Raw genomic sequence first — 17,911 nt, forward strand, 5'->3', positions numbered from 1 at the left:
CCCGTTAATACCCGCCATGACCGAGCAACTCTTGCTGCCCCTGCCTCAAAGCGCCGAATTCGCCCGCACCTTTGCGGCGATGGGCCGTCCGTTGCGGCTGTGCAAACGCGAATGTCGGCGGCGTGTGCGCATGCTGTGGCAGGTGCAGTCACGGCGGTTTCGCCTGTTCGGGCGGGTGGATCTGGTGTCGCGTGGCCCCGTCGCCGACAATGCCGAGGATCTGATGGAATGGGCCGCGACTTGGCGGCATTGGCATGACGGGCGGCCCTTTGTTTTGAACGCGGACGGGATCGCGCCACAGATCCTGCGCGCCAACGGCTTCTGGCCGCTGATGACACCGGCGACGCTGGCGCTGCTCGATCTCGACGCCCCCGCGACCATGCGACAAGCGATGCAGCAGAAATGGCGCAACCGCCTGAACCGGGCCGAGGGGGCGGATCTGCGGGTCATCCGCCGCCCGCTGGCCGCCGACGACTGGCTGCTGACGGCAGAGGCGGAACAGGCCCGCGCAAGGCGCTACCGCGGCATGCCGCCCGCATTTGCCACGGCCTTTGCCGCAGCCAACCCCGGATTGGCACAAGTGTTCGAGGCGCGGCATCGCGGCACGCCGGTGGCGGCGGCGCTGATGCTGCGTCACGGGCGCATGGCCACTTGGCAAATCGGACACAGCACGCCCGAGGGGCGCAAGCTGAATGCCATGAACCTTGTCCTCTGGCACGCGATGGAGGCGCTGCAAGCGGACGGCCATGAACAGATCGATCTTGGCATTCTGAACGCACAAGATGCCGCCGGTCTGACACGGTTCAAGCTGGGGACCGGCGCCCGCGCCCATCAGCTGGGCGGCACATGGCTGCATCTGGGCAGTCTGGCCCCCCTCGCCCGTCTGCTGCCGGACCGGATGTTGCGTTAATCCAGCATCCAGTCGCCCTCGGGCCAGAAGGCGTGAAAGGCGAAGGCAAACATCACATCATGGGGCAGATCGCGCCCCTGCCCGTCGCGCACACGGACCGATCCGACATCGCGGCCTTGCGCGATCCGGTCCGTATCGAGGGCCGAGGCCTGTCCCGCGCGCCACGTCAGCACCAGACCGCCTTCGCGCAGCTCTTGGGCCTGCGCCAGACGCTCCAACGGCCAAGCCCGATCCCCGACCCGCACCACCCGCGCCAGCGGTGCGATCCCGTGGGGCGGCGGATCGCCGGAATAGAGAAACGGACGGGGCGCGCTGTCATAGCCCCGATAGGGATTGCGCCCGTAGGCTCGGTTCCAAGGCGGCTCTGCCATGACCAGACCGTCGGGGTGGCTTCGCGCAAAATCGGCGAACCCCTCCATCCACGATGGCAGCTGTGTCAGGATTTGCCCCGTCATCTCGCCCACGACGCCTTGGCCTATGGCCTGCTGCCACCAGCTTTGGGTTTCGCGGTCATACATGATCATATCGGAATTGCGCAGCTTGCCCGACACGCCAAACGACAGCACCCGCCCCGCCACCCTGCGGTCAAAGGTCAGCGCGGAATTGCACAGCGGGCAGAAGGTCACCGCCACCGGCACGTTGCCAATGCGGTCGTTCACGATTTCATGCCATGTGAGGTAGCGGATCGGATAAGCGCGCGGCGTCTGGCCCTCGATGTCTACGGTGATGACCGGCTCAGTCTCGGCGATCCCCTGCACCTGATCCACGCGGATGAATTGCGGGGCGTCGATGGCGGGGATGCCGTCCTTCCCCGGCCCGCCCGAGATCACCTCGGCCCAGCTGTCCAGCGTGGTTTGACTGAAATCCGTGTCCGGCCATTCATGCCGCCAAAAGCCCGGGTCCGCCGCAACCGTGCCGCCCCAGATCAGCCCCAGAAGGCCCGCAATCGCGATCAGTTTGCGCATCATCCCCTCCCGTATTCACACGGGCGCCAGTGTGACTGGTCAACCGCCCATTTAGAAGCCTTGATCCGGCGCGGAACGGGCCTGCGCGGCTCACATCTGCGCCAGAAACCGTGTGATCTGCGCTGCCACCAAAGGCGCGCCGGTGGCCGAGAGATGTACGTGATGATCCCCCGGCACCGTGACAGAGGTATAGGCCGCCATGGTCTTGGCCGCCCAATCGGCAAGCTCTGCCACAGCAGACCTGTGCGCGGCGATCCCGTCAGACGCCCAGACATTGAGCACCGGGCAGCGGATGGCGCGCAGCACGTCCATGGCATCCTCGCGCGTCAGCTTGACCGCCGAGGACGCAAACAACCGCCGGTCCCCGCGCAGGACAAATCCATCATCGGTCTGGCGCAACGCACGGGGGGCAAGCGCTGTCGCGGTCTCCTCTGACGCGCCCTGCGCATGGCGTCGCGCCGCATATTCTGCCGTATCGGCGAAAACCCGTGGCCCGCGCGCCATGTGCTGGCGCGACTGCGTCACGAACTGCCCCAAGGTGTCCGCAAACGACGTGCTGCGCGGCTCTGGCACCAGCGCATCCAGCGCCACCAATGCACCGACCCGATCTGGCACGGCGGCGGCCAACAGCGCCCCGATAATCGCGCCACGGGAATGGCCTAGAACAACCGGCTTGTCCCACCCAAGCTGGTCCAGCACAGCGACGAGCTGCGGCAGATCATCCCAGATGTTGTAAGTGGCATGGGGCGCGCGCAGCGATGACAGCCCCTGCCCGCTGAGGTCCAGCGCAACGATCCGGCATTCGGGCAACAACGGCGCAAGCCGGCCAAAGCTGTCCGCATGGTCCATCCATCCGTGCAAGGCCAGCACCGGCTGCCCGTGCTGCGGCCCCCAGACACGCGCCGCATAGGTCAGCCCGTCGACGTTGAATTCCTGATCCTCTGGCATAGCCCCTCCCCCGCCATAAAACGCGCATGAAAAAGCCCTCTCCACCACAGGCAGAGAGGGCCGATGTCTGGTCACGACAGGCAGATCACGGTGTGACGGTGACCTTGGTCATGCGGTCGGGTTCGCCGGACACCGCACCCGAGCGCGGATGCCCGCGTTTGATACCGTCGACCACATCCATGCCGTCGGTGACTTTGCCGACGATGGTGTATTGGCCGTTCAGGAACGGACCCGGTTCAAACATGATGAAGAACTGCGAATTGGCGCTGTCGGGCGATTGCGAGCGGGCCATGCCCACGACACCACGGTCAAACGACAGGTCCGAGAACTCGGCCTTGATGTTGCCAAGGTCCGATCCGCCGGTGCCAGCCAGACGGATGTTGAACCCGTCATTGATGTCGCCGAATTGCACGTCGCCGGTCTGCGCCATGAAGCCGTCGATCACGCGGTGGAAGACCACGCCATCATACTGCCCCGAGGACGCAAGCGCGGTGATTTGCGCCACGTGATTGGGGGCCACATCTTCGAACAGGTCGATTGTGACGGTGCCCTTGGCCCCGCCTTCGCCTGCCACGTCGATGGACAGGCCCGTGGCCAGCGCGGGGCTGGCCAGCAAACCAAGTGCCAGTGTGAGGTTACGCAACATCTGCCGCTACCTTTACCGAGATCATGCGATCGGGGTTCGCGGGCGGCTCGCCCCGCGTGATCGCGTCCACGTGTTCCATACCTTCGATAACCTGACCATACACGGTGTACTGCCCGTTGAGGAAGTCATTGTCCTTGAAGTTGATGAAAAACTGCGAGTTCGCGGAGTTCGGGTTGGCCGAACGTGCCGCCCCCAGCGATCCGCGCGCATGCGGGATCTTGGAGAACTCTGCCGGAAGGTCGGGCAGATCGGACCCGCCGGTGCCTGCGCGGCGCGGGTTGTAGTCCTTTTCCATGTTGGCGTGTTCCACGTCGCCGGTTTGCGCCATGAAACCGTCGATGACTCGGTGGAAGGCCACGTTGTCATAGGCACCGGCGCGGGCCAGTTCTTTCATGCGCTCGACGTGCTTGGGAGCCACGTCGGGCAGCAGTGCGATGGTGACGGTGCCGCCTTTGAGTTCCATCAGGATTGTGTTTTCGGGATCCTTGATCTCGGCCATGGGGTCCAGTCCTTTTCTACTTTGGTCAGATATCTAACCCGCCACACCGGCAATGCCAAGCAGCCGTTGACCTTCGCGTGCAGAGCAGGCAACACATGGGCCAGCTGTGAAACGGGAGTGAACGCATGGCCTGGAAGACGCTCGACGACATGGATCTCGACGGGAAGCGGGTTCTGACCCGTGTCGACATCAACGTACCTGTCGAAGACGGCAAGGTAACCGATGCCACGCGCATCGAACGGATCGCGGCCACCGTGCAGGATATCCTGTCGCGCGGCGGCAAGCCGGTCCTGCTGGCGCATTTCGGCCGCCCCAAAGGCACGCGCCGCGAGGATATGAGCCTGAAGATGCTGGTCCCCACCCTGCGCGATGTGATGGGTGCAGAGGTGATCTTTGCCGAGGATTGCATCGGTGATGCCGCAAAGGCGGTGATCGACGGGCTTGGCGAGAACCAGATCGCCCTGCTGGAAAACACCCGCTTTCACGCGGGCGAGGAAAAGAACGACCCCGAACTGGCGCAGCAGATGGCAGCGCTTGGGGATGTCTACTGTAACGATGCCTTCTCGGCGGCGCACCGTGCGCATGCCTCGACCGAAGGCTTGGCGCGTCTGTTGCCGGCCTGCGCCGGTCGTCTGATGCAGGGCGAATTGCAGGCGCTTGAAAGCGCCCTCGGCTCGCCCGAGCGGCCGGTTCTGGCGGTCGTAGGCGGCGCCAAAGTGTCGACCAAGCTCGATCTTTTGGGCAACCTTGTGGAAAAGGTCGACATGCTGGTGATCGGTGGTGGCATGGCCAACACCTTCCTTGCAGCGCAGGGCATCGACGTGGGCAAATCGCTGTGCGAGCACGACATGGCCGACACCGCCCGCGCCATCGCCGAGAAGGCCGTGCAGACCGGATGCGCGCTGTTGCTGCCGCGCGATGTGGTTGTCGCGCGCGAGTTCAAGGCGGGCGCCGCAAACGAGGTGGTGATGGTCGAGGACTGCCCCGCCGACGCGATGATCCTTGATGCAGGCCCCGACAGCGTCGCGCATGTCGCCCAAGCCATCGACAGCGCGAAAACGCTGATCTGGAACGGCCCGCTGGGCGCCTTCGAGATCGAGCCATTCGATGCCGCAACCAACGCCGCCGCCAAACATGCCGCAACACGGTCGAGCCACGGCCAGCTTGTGTCTGTGGCGGGCGGTGGGGATACCGTTGCCGCGTTGAAAAAGGCCGGCGCTGCGGATGATTTCTCATATATTTCAACGGCGGGTGGTGCGTTCCTCGAATGGATGGAAGGCAAGACCCTACCCGGTGTCGCGGCGCTGCATCAGGATTGATCCAGCCAGACCGCGAAGACATGACCGGCTCGCAGCGATCCGCTGCGGGCTGTTTTTATGGGCTGCGGCGGATGTCCATATCCCGCAGCAGCGAAATCGCGCCGGGTGCTGTAAAGGCGGTGGAATGCCCTGCGCCCTGCCGCGTGCTCATCTCGCTGAGGTCGATGACCTCTACCGGCAGGTCGCCCAACCGTTCGGGGTCGTCAATCGACCCCAGCCGCGTGGGCTTGCCCACCAGAAAGGCCGACAGGTCCAGAATGCGGTCACGGCGCGACACCAGCAGGGCGAAGGGCTGCGGGAAGGGGTGAATGCGCTTGGCCTGCTGGACGAACACGTCCTCGTCAATGTCGGGGCTGATCAGGGCGACGCCGTCGAGATGCGTCAGCACGTCGTTGTTGCCCGAGATCGACAGTTGGCGCAGGGTCTCCATCACCAACTGGCTGCCCATGGAATGCGCCACCAGCGAAATATCCAGATCCTCGGTGGCCAAGGCGGAGAGCAACTGCTCCAGCGCATCGCGCGAGAACATCACGCTGTCGCGGTCATAAACGTAGCCGCGCGGATTGCCCGCCGACGGCCATGAAAAGGCCACCACGGGTTCGCGCGCCTCGTAGTCCACGGCGATCTGCCCAAGCCGGTAGATCGCCTCGGCGTTGTTGACGTTATAGCCGTGCACAAACACCACGACCGTCCCGTGTGGCCCTGCGGCCTGCGCCACCGCCTGCCGGAATTCGAATTGGCTGTAGCCGATGTTTGCACTGGCGATGAAATGCCGGCGCGGGTCCGGTGTCTGGCCGCCCGGCCATTCGATCCGGCCTGTGCGATGGGCTGGCGGGACCGACAGATCCACCCGACCAAAGCGCAGGGTCGGATCACGCACATCGCCAAAGCTTTGCTGGAAGAACAGATCCTGATCCACATCGCGCGGCAAACGGTTCGAGGCGACAAAGATCGGCTGGACCTGCAGCTCCTGCCCTGCCAGTTCCGGCATCACCGTCATAGACCCGCGCGGGGCGCAGGCGGCGAGCACCAGACAGACCAAGACCATGAAGGTTCTGTGCATTTAGGTGCCCCCGTTGCGCCGCGCCGCGTGCTTTACGTCAGTTTTGTCTTGGGCATGGCAGGAATGCAACGCTTCGGCAACGATTCGCCATGCTGGAACGGGGCGGCTTTTCCTGATTCGCGGGACGTGACAGATTGGGAGCAATCGCATCCGCAGACGATGCAACGCAGGCAGTAAAACATTGATGACATCCCGTCGCTCCCGTCCGTCCTTGGGCGTTCCGATCTTCTTTGCGGTCACGCTCAGCCTATCGGCCTATTTCACCTTTGCCGCTGTGCAGGGGGATTTCGGCCTGTTCCGCCGTGCCGAGATCGCAGTCGAATCGCGCAAGCTCGAAGACGAGTTGGCCGACCTGCAGGCAGAGGTCACGCGCATGGAAAACCTGACCATGCGGCTGTCGGATGATTTCCTTGATCTCGATCTGCTCGACCAGCAGGCCCGCGATGTGCTGGGGCTGGTGCGCGGTGATGAAATCGTCGTCAACTGACCCCCGATCCGTCACGAAATAATCTTGCGCGGTCTGGACGGGCCGCGCGTGGGGCATTAGCCTCTGGCCGGATCGTTTACCCTTAAACCATACCGGAGGAAGCCGCGATGGCCCCGCGAACATCTGCGCCCGCGCCCGAGGCCCGCGCCGAGGATCTGACCGGCTGGTACCACGATATGCTGCTGATCCGCCGGTTCGAGGAAAAGGCAGGCCAGCTTTATGGCATGGGGCTGATTGGCGGGTTTTGTCATCTCTACATCGGACAAGAGGCCGTTGTGGTCGGGCTGGAATCGGCGGCGCGCGACGGGGATAAGCGCATCACCTCCTATCGCAGCCACGGGCATATGCTGACCTGCGGGATGGACCCCAAACGCATCATGGCTGAACTGTTGGGGCGCGCCGATGGCTATTCCGGCGGCAAGGGCGGGTCTATGCACATGTTTAGCCCTGAAAATGGGTTCTACGGCGGGCATGGCATCGTGGGCGCGCAGGTGCCCATCGGGGCGGGGCTGGCCTTTGCCGACAGATACCGCGGCACCGATGCTGTGACATTTGCCTATTTCGGCGATGCGGCCGCCAATCAGGGACAGGTGGCAGAGGCCTTTGTGCTGGCCGCGCGCTGGCAATTGCCGGTGGTTTTTGTGATCGAGAACAACCAACACGGGATGGAGGCTGTGACCTCGCGCGGCGCCCAGCCGCCTGATCTGCACAGCCGTGGGGCGGGCTTTGGCATCCCTTCGCAACAGGTGGATGGAATGGATGTTCTGGCGGTCCGCGCCGCCGGGCTCAAGGCCGCGAAACACTGTCGCGCGGGCAAAGGCCCCTACCTGCTGGAGATCAAGACCTACCGTTATCGCGGGCATTCCATGTCCGATCCCGCCAAATATCGTACGCTGGGCGAGGTGCAGCGCATGCGCACCGAACGTGACCCGATTGACCACCTGCGCGATCTGCTGCTGTCCGGAAAACATGCAAGCGAGGACGATCTGAAAGCCATCGACAAGGACATCAAGGCCATCGTCACAGAGGCCGCCGATTTTGCTCGCGCCAGCGCCGAGCCAGAGGCCACAGCCCTGTGGACGGACGTGACCGCGCCGGAGGCCGCCATATGACCAGCGAAGTTCTGATGCCCGCCCTGTCCCCCACGATGGAGGAAGGCACGCTGGCGCGCTGGCTGGTCAAGGTGGGTGACACCGTGGCCGCAGGCGACGTCATCGCCGAGATCGAAACCGACAAGGCCACGCTGGATTTCGAGGCCGAGACCGCCGGTGTCGTGCAACAATTGCTGGTGGCGCAGGGAACTGCGGATGTGCCGGTGGGATCTGCCATTGCGATCCTTGCCGCCAACGCAGACGTGGTTCCGGCGCAGGCCGTGCCTGCCCCGTCGCCTGTCGCTTTGACCGCGGCCCCGACCGACTGGCCCGCAGGAACAGCCACCCGCGTGCAGACCGTGCGCGAGGCCCTGCGCGACGCCATCGCCGAAGAGATGCGCCGCGACAGCGATGTGTTCATGATGGGCGAGGAGGTCGGCGACTACCAAGGCGCCTTCAAGATCAGCCAAGGGCTGTTGGAGGAATTCGGCAGAAAACGGGTCGTCGACACGCCTGTGACCGAGCACGGCTTTGCCGGTGTGGCTGTGGGCGCAGCCTTTGCTGGGTTGCGCCCCGTTGTGGAATTCATGACCTTCAACTTTGCGCTGTCGGCCATGGACCCGATCATCAACTCCGCTGCCAAGACGCGCTATATGTCCGGGGGCGCGCTGAACTGCCCCATCGTGTTTCGCGGCCCCCATGGAACCGCACCGCGCGTGGGCGCACAGCACAGTCAGGATTTCGCCGCGTGGTTTGCGCATATTCCGGGCCTGAAGGTCTGCGCGCCCTACAGCGCCGCCTGCGCCAAGGGGCTTTTGAAATCTGCGATCCGCGACCCTGATCCGGTGATCTTTCTGGAGAATGAAACGCTGTACGGGCAAGCCTTCGAGGTGCCGGTCGATCCCGACTTTACGGTGCCATTGGGCAAGGCGCGCGTGGCCCGCACCGGCACGGATGTGACCATCGTGTCCTTTGGGGGTGGCATGGTGCGTGCGTTGGATGCGGCCGAGACCTTGGCCCATGACGGGCTGTCGGCGGAAGTGATCGATTTGCGCAGCCTGCGCCCGCTGGATCTGGACACGGTGATCGCCTCAGTGCGCAAGACGAACCGTTGCGTGACCGTCGAGGACGGCTTTGCCACCGGCAGCATCGGCGCGACCATTGCCTCCGGTCTGATGCAGGCCGCCTTTGACGATCTGGACGCGCCGGTGATCTGTCTGACCGGACAGGATATTCCCATGCCCTATGCAGCCAATCTGGAACGCAGCGCGTTGGTCAGCACAGAGGACGTCATCGCCGCCGTCAAACAGGTGGCATACAGGTAAAGGACACAGACATGGCACAAGAGATCGAAATTCTGGGGCTTGGCCCGAAAGGGCTGGGCATCGGCTATGGCCCGCATGCGGCGCTGGCCCCCATGTCCTTGCTCGAACGCGAAATGGCGGACGTGACAGAGGACGCCGCCAGCGCCTGGGCCAGTGCGCAGCGTCACGAGATCGCGCTTGCCATCGGCAAACTGGTCAAAGGGGAACAGCCCCCTGCCCCGTTTGATGCGATGGTTCTGGAAGCGGAGCACTGATCCATGACCTCAAAGATCCGGCTGCCCGATCTGGGCGGGGAGATGACAGAGGCGCGGATCACCAAATGGCTGGTGCAGGCGGGCGATGCCGTCACCAGCGGTGATCTGATCGCCGAGGTCGAGGCCGGGACCGTGACGCTGGATCTTGAGGCGGAAACCGACGGGATCGTCGAGCACATCACAGTTGCCGCAGGCGCAGATCCGGTTGCCGTCGGCACCGTTCTGGCGGTGTTGCAGGACGCGACAAAACCGGAGCGAATTAAGGTCTCTCCCGTCGCGCGCAAACTGGCCGAGGAACGCGGGATTTCACTGTCACAGGTGACGGGCTCCGGCCCCGACGGGCGGATTGTGCGGGCCGATATCGATGCTGTGGCCGGGTCCAGCCGGACCGTTGAACGGCCTGCGGTGGCCGAGGCGACACCGCCGCGCGCCATACCCGCCGCACCCGATCTGCGCGCCTTGAGCGCGCGCCCGCACCGCGACCAGCCGCTTGATGCCATGCGGCGGACCATTGCCAGCCGTTTGAGCGATGCAAAACAAACGGTTCCGCATGTCTACCTGCGCCGGGATATAACACTGGACCCGTTATTGGCCAGCCGCGCACAGATCGCCGCACGGGGCGTGTCCCTGTCTGTGACCGACTTTCTGGTAAAGGCCTGCGCGCTTGCCCTGCAGGAGGTGCCCGCCACCAACGCGGTTTGGGCGGGCGATCATATCAAACATCTGCAACATTCGGATATCGCTGTGGCCGTCGCCGTGAAGGGCGGTATCTACACGCCCGTCATCGAGGAGGCGGAGCGCAAATCCCTGCCCGACATCTCTGCCGAATTGAGCGATCTTGTTGCAAAAGCCCGGGCGCACCAATTGCCGCCCGAGGCCTATCAGGGCGGGAGCTTCACCGTCTCGAACTTGGGCCCGATGGGCATCGACAGCTTTGATGCGATCATCAACCCGCCGCACAGCGGCATGCTGGCTGTCGGGGCTGGCAGCAAACGCCCCGTGGTGGCCGAGGACGGGTCACTGCGCACAGCGACCGTTATGACCCTCTCCTTATCCGTCGATCACCGTGTGATTGACGGCGCCGAGGGGGCGGCCCTGCTGGCGGCGATCAAACAGCATCTGGAATGCCCCGCCGGGCTGCTGGTCTGAGGGTACGAAAAACCCCGCCGATGGCGGGGTTCTCTGATCATTCCCTTTGGCCGGTTTCACATGCCAAAGGTTTCGCCCTTGAACACTTGGTCCATTTCCATCGCAGGCTGGTCACAGCCCGCTTCACCAACGATCTTTGCCGGAACACCGGCAACAGTCGTGCAAGGCGGCACATCCTTCAGCACCACAGACCCCGCCGCGATGCGCGAACAATGTCCGATCACGATATTGCCCAGCACCTTGGCCCCTGCCCCGATCAGCACGTTGTCGTGGATCTTGGGGTGGCGGTCGCTGTCTTCCTTGCCGGTCCCGCCAAGGGTCACGGAATGCAGCATCGACACGTTGTCCCCCACAACAGCCGTTTCCCCGATGACGATGGAATGGGCGTGGTCAATCATGATGCCGCGCCCGATACGCGCTGCCGGATGGATATCCACGCCGAATTCCTCGGACGAGCGCATCTGGAAGAAATAGGCCAGATCACGACGCCCTTCGGTCCACAGCCAATTGGCGATCCGGTAGGCCTGCACCGCTTGAAACCCTTTGAAGAACAGCAAGGGCTGCAAATACCGATGGCAGGCGGGATCGCGTTCAAACGTGCCGACAATGTCAGCGCGAGCGGCATGCACCAGGTCCGGCGCGGCCTCAAAGGCCTGATCGCAGATCTCGCGCACGATCTGTTCCGACATCTCGCCATTCGACAGTTTCAGCGAGATACGATAGCTTAGCGCGCGGGCCAGACTGGGGTGGTGGAGCACCGAGTAATGCACCATGCCGCCCAGCAGCGGCTCCTCGGCCACCGCTTCACGAGCCTCGCGTGTGATGCGACCCCAAACCGGATCGACTTCGGCCAGTTTTGCACGTGTCTCAGCCATGCGGTCGTCTCCTTGGATGCAGGGCCTGCTACGGCGTGCCCGTCCGTCGTTGTCATCTGCTTAGCAGATAGACCGCCCAAGGCGAAACGCAAATCCGTGATAAGGTCAACCAGATGTGGTGATGGGCGCGGCCAAATCGTTGTTTCCCACGCCCCCGTGACTGGAGAGTTCGTGTAATAGCAGCGCCATGCAGTCCAGACATTCAGGGTCGGTCATGGCACGTTCCCGCGCGGTCGCATGCGGCAAAGCGGCGGCCATCAGCGTGCCATCCCCGAAATCCGGATGCGCGCAGCCCGTGCGACGACGGTGACTGTCAGCCAGCGCGGCCTGTTCAACCAACCGGCGGGCCAGCGCGGCTCGATCCGGCGGCGGCACGGACAACAACGCCCGCACCGCAGCCGAGATATCTCCGGGCAGGACCGGCCTCATGCGGCGACACGCACCACGGCAAAGGGGCCCGGCCCATAGGTGGCCGAAATCTGTGCGACCGCCAGATCGAATGACCCTGTGACCCCATCCTGCATTTGCTGGGCAGAGGAATAGCTCCACTGCGACTGGCTGACCTGCACCTCACGCACAACGCTGTCGTTTTGCAGTACGCGCACGAGGTAGGCTTCGCTTTCTTCGCCCAATGGCACGTCGTAGCCGTCCCATGGATCGCCCGCGATGCGCGTCCGGCGGACCCACGACAGATCCAATCCGCTTGACCCTTGAGTCGCGTTCAGGTGCGCGGGGCGGTAGGGGCGCAAACCGTTTCCGGCGAAGGCTTCGACCAGATGGGTATAGCTCGGGTCATCGTAGGACCGGCGCGCGGGGCCGATCCGGTAGTGTCGCACCACCCGCCGCAACGCTGACGGAATGTCGATTTGGCGCGGGGCGCCGTCCATCAAGACAACGTAAGAGCCGACGGGCCATTCATCAGGCATTGTGCCGTCGGTCCCCGCCTGCCCGCGCAAACGGTGTGACACCAGCCAACGCCCCTCGGACAGCAACTGGGCATCCCGGAACTGGAACAGCTCCCAATTGTCCGGTGATCCATCACCAATCGCCATCAGGTTCGCGCCCGATAAAAAGGCCGCGTCACTGACCGAGGAGAGCGTTCCGCTGGCCAAACGGATCTGAAGCGGCGCGCCCTGATCCACAAGGCCCGCACGCGCGGCCCCCAGCGCCGTTTCGGTCACCCCAACCACCGCACGGCCGTTGATCAGGGCATTCAGCCGATAATCCGCATCTTCGGCCCCGTCATAGACCGCAACCGCCCCCGGCCAAGGAGAGGCTGTCACCGCCAGATGCGGCGCAGAAGGGTCCTCTTCCCCGCTGAGCAAGGGCAGATCCATGAAGAACGGAACAACTGGCGCCGCCGCAGTGAAGGGGCGCAGCGAAGCACCGTCCTCGTCAATCTGGCTCGGCTCGAAGACATCCGGATGAATGCGCACCGCATCCACAATCTGATGCTCTGCCATCTCGATCCGGTCCACGCGCGCCAGCACATCCCCCGAGGGGCTGGGAAGGCGGACAATATCGCCCGCACCGACATCTGAACGCGAGGGCGGCAATGCAAACCGCATGGTATCACGGGCCAGACGCGCCTCTGCCAGCCAGCGTTCTGCGATCTGCCGCGCCTCGCCACGAGTCAGGCTCAGCGCGACCTCGCTGTCGGAAACTGCATGCGTTTTATCATCCGGCAGAATGGCCTCTTCCGCGGCGGTCACGTGATCGGAATCGGCCAGAACAAACCCCAGCCGCACGCGACCGGTGATTTCCGCCTCACCTTCGCGGGTTTCGACCAGATCCCCGTCCAGCTCGTCACTGACGGCCAGATCCTCGGTCGACAGATCGATGGCATTGCGCCCGTCGCGCATGCGGAACACCAGCACGCCATCGCGTTCGATGGCATCAAACCCATAGGCCAGCATCAAAGGCTGCAAAGCATGGCGCGCCGTGCCCAGTCCCGGCGCCACGTAGCCCCGCACAAACCCCGCAAGCCCGCTGGTGTCGATCAATGTCACACCTGCGTTGGCGCAGATTTCTTCGACCACCGAAGACAGCAACCGGCCAGAGACACGCCCGTTGAGCCAATGCCCAGCGCGATAGTTGGGGCCATCCGACCAAAGCGTATCGTTGCCCGGGAACCAGGGATAGGGTCGCGCATCCCACGCCCAGACAAAGGCGCGCGACATATCCAGCATCGGTGCGCCGTAAATCTCGGACAGCGGGTTGTTTTCCGCCTCTGACCAATAGCCCATCATCGCGCGTAAATATTGCCGCTGGATGGTTTCATCGCGTTCCCCGGTAGAAAAATACGGCAATTGCGATTCCGAGGATTTGGGGTCGAGAAACTTGTTGGGCTGGTTGGTCCCCTTGTCCACCGCCGCACAGCCCAGTTCCGTGAACCAGACCGGTTTGCTTTGCGGCTCCCAATTCGTGGGAACGGGCTGACGCACCCCAGCACGGCGTTCGTAGTGCCGGTTCAGCCACCAGTTGCGGATGTCCTTGTAACGAAAAACCCAAGGCTCGCCATAAGCCCCGTCCGAGATCGCATCGCGGCGCTGCGCCGATCTCGCCTCGGGAGAGGGATAGAACCAGTCGTACCCCTCGCCGCCTTCGATATTTGCGCGCAGATAATCAAGGTTGTGGATGTGTTCCCAATCGGCATCCGCATGATCCTCGCCATCACGCCAATCCGACAGCGGCATATAGTTGTCGATCCCGATGAAATCGATGTTCGCATCTGCCCAGAGGGGATCGAGATGGAAATAGAGGTCGCCAGAGCCGTCCTGCGGATGGTAGCCGAAGTATTCGGTCCAATCGGCGGCGTAGCCGATCTTGACCTGCGGGCCGAGGATGGCACGGCACTCAGCCGCCAGACTGCGCAAGGCATCGACCGCGGGAAAGCCATTCGCGCCACGGATCTGCGTCAGGCCGCGCATCTCCGAGCCAATGCAAAAGGCGTCGACGCCACCGGCCGCCGCACATAGCGCCGCCTGATGCAGAATGAACCGACGATAGCGCCATTCAGACGGCCCGGTGTAAGACACGCTCCCGCCCGCGACAGTAAAATCAGACGCTTGCGCTGTGCCGAAAAAGGCCGCCACTTCTGCGTCCGCACCGGCAAGCTGATCGTTTGACCCTTGCTGGCCGGGCGCATGATCCAGCGTGATCCGCCCGCGCCACGGCAGAACCGGCTGATCCGCAGCCCCCGTCCAAGGGTCCTGCAAACCGTTCCCCGCCATCTGGTCCATCAGGATAAACGGGTAGTACATGACTTTCAGCCCCTGATCGGACATCCGCCGGATCGACTGAATGACCGAGGCATCACAGGGCGTACCGCCATAGACCGCGCGCCCCGCATCCTTGGGCACCTCGTCAGCAGCCGCACGCGTCAGTCCGCTGACGACCCATGGCATCCTTGCGTCATGTATCGTCTGTTCGACCTTTGGTTTTATCTCACACGACCCGCACCGGAGGTCATCGCCAAACCAGCTGACGATAAGTGAGGCCGCGCCGCAAGCCGGTGCTTCCTCGGCCAAGTGCCGAAGCGAGGTGTTGAAGTCAGGCTCTTCCGACGGCGTGTTGATATTGGCCGGCGCCTGCCCGTTCGGCCCCACCCCAAACAAAGCGTTCTCGCCCGCCGCATAGGTCCAATAGACCGGCTCCGTCGCCAAGGCGTATTCGCCCGTGCCCGGGATCATGGCAACCGCCCGCAGCATCGACGGCACATCATCGGCGCTCAAATCCGGGCGCGTGACCTCAAAGCTGAACTGTGGCACCCGGTTGCCGAAACGCGCAAGATCGAGATCCTCGATCACCACATAGGCCGTGCCGCGATAGGCGGGCACCAGCCCTGTCCCTTCGACCGCTTCGATCTTGGGATCGGGCAATTGGTGACGCGTTCCGGTGTAGACGCGCATGTTCAGATCACTCGGCGCGATCTCGACACCATCGGCCCAGATGCGTCCGACGCTTGTGATCTCCCCCTCGCATAGACCAAGCGCCAGACTGACTGTGTAGCTGTAACTGACTTGCGTGGTGCTGCTGGTCGTTGTCGTGCTCCGCGACGACGAACGTCCCTTGCCACCGCCACCTCCGCTATCAACGCTGGTGCGGGTTATCGTCTCGTGGCGGTGCTCTTCGAATTCCGTCGACCAGATGACATGCCCACCGATCCGGGTGCGCCCGTAGACGCGGCTTGGCGCTTGACCTTCTCCGGCCCCGCTCAGGCGGAACCGTTCGATCCGTCCGGTTTCGACCACATCCGATCCTTGGCCCATCACCCGCTGGTTCAGTAAGCGATTGGACAGACCTGCGTCGATGCCACGCCCAACGGCTGCGCCGACAAAACGGCCCGCCGCCATGGCTGATACACCCAGAACCGATCCCCCGATCGAGCCGCCAATGGCGGCCCCCGCCGCAGAAAGAACTATCGTCGCCATCACTCTGTCTCCGTCGGAAATTCAAAGCGCGCGACGATGCGGCGCGCCCAAGGCGCGCCCAGCGCGCTTTCGATGACGCCATGCCCGCTATAGGCATGAACAAAACTAGGCTCCCCCCCCACCTCGGCCTGAAAACCCAGATGCTTCGCCACCGAAGCCTCGCGCATACGAAACAACAGCACATCCCCCGATGCCGCATCGTTCAGCGCTTTGGGCACCAGATGTTCAAGCCCGGCGCGCCACAGCCGTTCCTCCCCCTGCGGTTCGGACCAATCCATCGTGTAGGCCGGGATCTTCTCTGGCTCGGGGCCGATCACCTCGCGCCAGACGCCGCGCAGCAAGCCCAGACAATCGCAGCCCGCCCCCCGGACCGAGGATTGATGCACATAAGGCGTGCCAATCCAGCCACGCGCTGCGGTCACAATCCGGTTCATCGGCGGCTCCCCCCCGATTTGGTCGCGGCGCTCTGCGGCTGAACCGTGATCCAGTCCTCTTCAGGAATGTCCGGGAACCCTTGAAAATTTATCAGGTTGTTGAACTTCATGCGACACGTGTCGAAACGTTTGTCGCAACCAGCATGTAACAGAATCTGATCGCCAGGCAGGATCTCCGCCCGAAGCGGCTCCCACAGCTCGATCAGCCGCAGCCCGCCGTCCTCCTGCAAATCCCGTTTGATCATGCCCGCCAGACCGGTTGCAGCACCGCTGCGCACTTCAAGACGGCCCCGCTGGAACCAGCCCGCTTCAAAAGCCGACAGATCGGTAAACCCAAAGACCCGCCCGTCCTCGCTGCTGACACAGGGCCCCTCATGCCTGTAGCCACCAGACGACAGATCGAATTGACAGGCCGCATCCCCCAGAACAGCCGTGCAGGGCTTTTGGAACACGCGGGCCACGGGCCGGTTCAACCCTTCGGTCAAGCCGCGCAGCTCCGCATGAAATGCGCCTTCGCCGCGACGGATCTCTCCGATGTGTCCGCGAAACAAGATCTTGCGGTCAGAGACATTGGCCCAATTCACCAACCAAGATGTCACCTCGGCACCGTTATATCGACCGGCGCCGATATCCTCTTCGCGGATGGCGGTGTCGGACAACGCGCCCATGGCTTCGGTGTTGTCGACAGACAACCCCGTCGCTTGGGTCAGGGCCCGTGCGGTCAAACCGGTTTGTGCCTGAAAACTGATCCCGTCAAACACCAATGTCTGGTCGTGATCAGTAAAGCCAAGGGTGGACCCATCGGCCATGGTCACCGACCACGCCCGCGCCACCGTTGTCACACCACCGGCGAGGTGCTCATACAATTCTGTCTCGGCCATCAGATCCGCACCTCCACCACGGGAACGTCAGGCACTTGGCCCGCGCGAAAGCTGGAAACGCTGACGTTTATACGATCGGTGTCGAACCGCACCGGTACGTCGAATTCGAAACCTGCGGTGATCTCGACACCTGCCATCGGTGCTTCGGCAAAAGTGATAATCCCGGTGGTCAAATTGATCTCGAAATGCACACCCTCGCGCATCTCGTCATTCTGGACGGCGGCAACGACTGTGCCCAAGACCGGCTTGGTGATCGGGCGGGCATAGCTTTCATCGCCGGAGCGGTAGGATTTGATCAGCGGATAGCTGCGGGTCACCCCGTCTCCGCGTGCAATGACCTGATCCTGCGGCGACACCTCCTGCGAGGGCGGGCAGGACTTGTAATCCGCCCAGTCTTTCCAGCGAAACGCATAAAGCTGGCCACGCCGCGCTTCGAAAAACGCAATAAGCGAGGACACATCATCCATCGACCGCAGCCCCAGCCCCGCATCATAGCGGCGTCGTGAATGGGCCCAGGATGTATTGCGTTCCTCAAAACCGCTGGTCAGCGCCACGATATCGGTGCGCCGCTCCGGCCCGCCCACGGAGCCAAAGCTCAGGTCCGCCGGAAATCTGACTTCATGAAATGCCAT

The 17,911-nt window shown here is 63.4% G+C and carries 18 protein-coding genes; 7 read left to right on the plus strand and 11 right to left on the minus strand.

Features of this window, described 5'->3' with window-relative positions:
- Positions 1 to 16 precede the first annotated feature (16 nt).
- Positions 17 to 910: a GNAT family N-acetyltransferase gene (locus ACN5AZ_RS04580; RefSeq protein ID WP_419427682.1), complete on the plus strand. Its 894-nt coding sequence runs from the start codon at positions 17 to 19 to the stop codon at positions 908 to 910.
- On the opposite strand, the gene ACN5AZ_RS04585 is transcribed toward ACN5AZ_RS04580, so the two are convergent.
- The 4 genes from ACN5AZ_RS04585 to ACN5AZ_RS04600 all read right to left on the minus strand — a co-directional run bounded on the left by ACN5AZ_RS04585 (position 907) and on the right by ACN5AZ_RS04600 (position 3,968).
- Positions 907 to 1,875: a DUF3179 domain-containing protein gene (locus tag ACN5AZ_RS04585; protein WP_419427683.1), complete on the minus strand. Its 969-nt coding sequence runs from the start codon at positions 1,873 to 1,875 to the stop codon at positions 907 to 909. The genes ACN5AZ_RS04580 and ACN5AZ_RS04585 overlap by 4 nt on opposite strands.
- A gap of 90 nt (positions 1,876 to 1,965) precedes the next feature.
- Positions 1,966 to 2,823: an alpha/beta fold hydrolase gene (locus ACN5AZ_RS04590; RefSeq protein WP_419427684.1), complete on the minus strand. Its 858-nt coding sequence runs from the start codon at positions 2,821 to 2,823 to the stop codon at positions 1,966 to 1,968.
- Between the two features lie 85 nt (positions 2,824 to 2,908).
- Complete coding sequence (locus ACN5AZ_RS04595) at positions 2,909 to 3,469, minus strand: peptidylprolyl isomerase (protein ID WP_419427685.1); 561 nt, start codon at positions 3,467 to 3,469, stop codon at positions 2,909 to 2,911.
- A complete protein-coding gene (locus tag ACN5AZ_RS04600; RefSeq protein WP_419427686.1) occupies positions 3,459 to 3,968 on the minus strand; it encodes a peptidylprolyl isomerase in 510 nt (169 codons plus the stop codon). The genes ACN5AZ_RS04595 and ACN5AZ_RS04600 overlap by 11 nt, the downstream gene beginning before the upstream one ends.
- 125 nt (positions 3,969 to 4,093) lie before the next feature.
- Here ACN5AZ_RS04600 and ACN5AZ_RS04605 point away from each other — a divergent pair, with 125 nt between their 5' ends.
- Positions 4,094 to 5,287, plus strand: coding sequence for a phosphoglycerate kinase (locus ACN5AZ_RS04605; protein ID WP_419427687.1), 1,194 nt, complete (start codon positions 4,094 to 4,096; stop codon positions 5,285 to 5,287).
- Between the two features lie 55 nt (positions 5,288 to 5,342).
- Here the strand turns inward: ACN5AZ_RS04605 and ACN5AZ_RS04610 are convergent, their stop codons facing one another.
- A complete protein-coding gene (locus ACN5AZ_RS04610) occupies positions 5,343 to 6,350 on the minus strand; it encodes an alpha/beta hydrolase (RefSeq protein WP_419427688.1) in 1,008 nt (335 codons plus the stop codon).
- Between the two features lie 184 nt (positions 6,351 to 6,534).
- Here ACN5AZ_RS04610 and ACN5AZ_RS04615 point away from each other — a divergent pair, with 184 nt between their 5' ends.
- From ACN5AZ_RS04615 to ACN5AZ_RS04635, 5 genes are all read left to right on the plus strand, one after another.
- Positions 6,535 to 6,837 (plus strand): FtsB family cell division protein, encoded by a 303-nt coding sequence (locus ACN5AZ_RS04615; RefSeq protein ID WP_419427689.1) that lies wholly within the window; start codon positions 6,535 to 6,537, stop codon positions 6,835 to 6,837.
- Positions 6,838 to 6,944: 107 nt separating this feature from the next.
- The gene (pdhA, locus tag ACN5AZ_RS04620) at positions 6,945 to 7,949 is read left to right on the plus strand and encodes a pyruvate dehydrogenase (acetyl-transferring) E1 component subunit alpha (RefSeq protein ID WP_419427690.1); all 1,005 of its coding nucleotides are present in this window, start codon (positions 6,945 to 6,947) and stop codon (positions 7,947 to 7,949) included.
- Positions 7,946 to 9,253 (plus strand): pyruvate dehydrogenase complex E1 component subunit beta, encoded by a 1,308-nt coding sequence (locus ACN5AZ_RS04625; RefSeq protein WP_419427691.1) that lies wholly within the window; start codon positions 7,946 to 7,948, stop codon positions 9,251 to 9,253. The genes pdhA and ACN5AZ_RS04625 overlap by 4 nt, the downstream gene beginning before the upstream one ends.
- Before the next feature lie 11 nt (positions 9,254 to 9,264).
- Positions 9,265 to 9,507 (plus strand): hypothetical protein, encoded by a 243-nt coding sequence (locus tag ACN5AZ_RS04630; RefSeq protein WP_419427692.1) that lies wholly within the window; start codon positions 9,265 to 9,267, stop codon positions 9,505 to 9,507.
- A gap of 3 nt (positions 9,508 to 9,510) precedes the next feature.
- On the plus strand, positions 9,511 to 10,656 hold the full coding sequence (locus tag ACN5AZ_RS04635) for a dihydrolipoamide acetyltransferase family protein (RefSeq protein ID WP_419427693.1): 1,146 nt from the start codon (positions 9,511 to 9,513) through the stop codon (positions 10,654 to 10,656).
- 56 nt (positions 10,657 to 10,712) lie between these two features.
- Here the strand turns inward: ACN5AZ_RS04635 and cysE are convergent, their stop codons facing one another.
- From cysE to ACN5AZ_RS04665, 6 genes are all read right to left on the minus strand, one after another.
- A complete protein-coding gene (gene cysE / locus ACN5AZ_RS04640; RefSeq protein WP_419427694.1) occupies positions 10,713 to 11,531 on the minus strand; it encodes a serine O-acetyltransferase in 819 nt (272 codons plus the stop codon).
- A 105-nt stretch (positions 11,532 to 11,636) separates the two neighbouring features.
- On the minus strand, positions 11,637 to 11,960 hold the full coding sequence (locus ACN5AZ_RS04645; protein WP_419427695.1) for a hypothetical protein: 324 nt from the start codon (positions 11,958 to 11,960) through the stop codon (positions 11,637 to 11,639).
- Positions 11,957 to 15,964 (minus strand): baseplate multidomain protein megatron, encoded by a 4,008-nt coding sequence (locus tag ACN5AZ_RS04650; RefSeq protein WP_419427696.1) that lies wholly within the window; start codon positions 15,962 to 15,964, stop codon positions 11,957 to 11,959. The genes ACN5AZ_RS04645 and ACN5AZ_RS04650 overlap by 4 nt, the downstream gene beginning before the upstream one ends.
- Positions 15,964 to 16,398 (minus strand): NlpC/P60 family protein, encoded by a 435-nt coding sequence (locus ACN5AZ_RS04655; RefSeq protein WP_419427697.1) that lies wholly within the window; start codon positions 16,396 to 16,398, stop codon positions 15,964 to 15,966. Before ACN5AZ_RS04655 ends, ACN5AZ_RS04650 begins: the two co-directional genes overlap by 1 nt.
- A complete protein-coding gene (locus ACN5AZ_RS04660) occupies positions 16,395 to 17,279 on the minus strand; it encodes a DUF2163 domain-containing protein (RefSeq protein WP_419427698.1) in 885 nt (294 codons plus the stop codon). Before ACN5AZ_RS04660 ends, ACN5AZ_RS04655 begins: the two co-directional genes overlap by 4 nt.
- Complete coding sequence (locus ACN5AZ_RS04665; RefSeq protein WP_419427699.1) at positions 17,279 to 17,911, minus strand: phage distal tail protein, Rcc01695 family; 633 nt, start codon at positions 17,909 to 17,911, stop codon at positions 17,279 to 17,281. The genes ACN5AZ_RS04660 and ACN5AZ_RS04665 overlap by 1 nt, the downstream gene beginning before the upstream one ends.

The organism is Sagittula sp. SSi028 (assembly GCF_048553715.1).
Lineage (GTDB): Bacteria > Pseudomonadota > Alphaproteobacteria > Rhodobacterales > Rhodobacteraceae > Sagittula.

What these genes read in the sequence shown, in the direction of transcription:
- ACN5AZ_RS04580 (WP_419427682.1), top strand. Translation starts at nt 17, where the DNA reads ATGACCGAGCAACTCTTGCTGCCCCTGCCTCAAAGCGCCGAATTCGCC.
- ACN5AZ_RS04585 (WP_419427683.1), bottom strand. Translation starts at nt 1,875, where the DNA reads ATGCGCAAACTGATCGCGATTGCGGGCCTTCTGGGGCTGATCTGGGGC.
- ACN5AZ_RS04590 (WP_419427684.1), bottom strand. Translation starts at nt 2,823, where the DNA reads ATGCCAGAGGATCAGGAATTCAACGTCGACGGGCTGACCTATGCGGCG.
- ACN5AZ_RS04595 (WP_419427685.1), bottom strand. Translation starts at nt 3,469, where the DNA reads ATGTTGCGTAACCTCACACTGGCACTTGGTTTGCTGGCCAGCCCCGCG.
- ACN5AZ_RS04600 (WP_419427686.1), bottom strand. Translation starts at nt 3,968, where the DNA reads ATGGCCGAGATCAAGGATCCCGAAAACACAATCCTGATGGAACTCAAA.
- ACN5AZ_RS04605 (WP_419427687.1), top strand. Translation starts at nt 4,094, where the DNA reads ATGGCCTGGAAGACGCTCGACGACATGGATCTCGACGGGAAGCGGGTT.
- ACN5AZ_RS04610 (WP_419427688.1), bottom strand. Translation starts at nt 6,350, where the DNA reads ATGCACAGAACCTTCATGGTCTTGGTCTGTCTGGTGCTCGCCGCCTGC.
- ACN5AZ_RS04615 (WP_419427689.1), top strand. Translation starts at nt 6,535, where the DNA reads ATGACATCCCGTCGCTCCCGTCCGTCCTTGGGCGTTCCGATCTTCTTT.
- pdhA (WP_419427690.1), top strand. Translation starts at nt 6,945, where the DNA reads ATGGCCCCGCGAACATCTGCGCCCGCGCCCGAGGCCCGCGCCGAGGAT.
- ACN5AZ_RS04625 (WP_419427691.1), top strand. Translation starts at nt 7,946, where the DNA reads ATGACCAGCGAAGTTCTGATGCCCGCCCTGTCCCCCACGATGGAGGAA.
- ACN5AZ_RS04630 (WP_419427692.1), top strand. Translation starts at nt 9,265, where the DNA reads ATGGCACAAGAGATCGAAATTCTGGGGCTTGGCCCGAAAGGGCTGGGC.
- ACN5AZ_RS04635 (WP_419427693.1), top strand. Translation starts at nt 9,511, where the DNA reads ATGACCTCAAAGATCCGGCTGCCCGATCTGGGCGGGGAGATGACAGAG.
- cysE (WP_419427694.1), bottom strand. Translation starts at nt 11,531, where the DNA reads ATGGCTGAGACACGTGCAAAACTGGCCGAAGTCGATCCGGTTTGGGGT.
- ACN5AZ_RS04645 (WP_419427695.1), bottom strand. Translation starts at nt 11,960, where the DNA reads ATGAGGCCGGTCCTGCCCGGAGATATCTCGGCTGCGGTGCGGGCGTTG.
- ACN5AZ_RS04650 (WP_419427696.1), bottom strand. Translation starts at nt 15,964, where the DNA reads ATGGCGACGATAGTTCTTTCTGCGGCGGGGGCCGCCATTGGCGGCTCG.
- ACN5AZ_RS04655 (WP_419427697.1), bottom strand. Translation starts at nt 16,398, where the DNA reads ATGAACCGGATTGTGACCGCAGCGCGTGGCTGGATTGGCACGCCTTAT.
- ACN5AZ_RS04660 (WP_419427698.1), bottom strand. Translation starts at nt 17,279, where the DNA reads ATGGCCGAGACAGAATTGTATGAGCACCTCGCCGGTGGTGTGACAACG.
- ACN5AZ_RS04665 (WP_419427699.1), bottom strand. Translation starts at nt 17,911, where the DNA reads ATGGCATTTCATGAAGTCAGATTTCCGGCGGACCTGAGCTTTGGCTCC.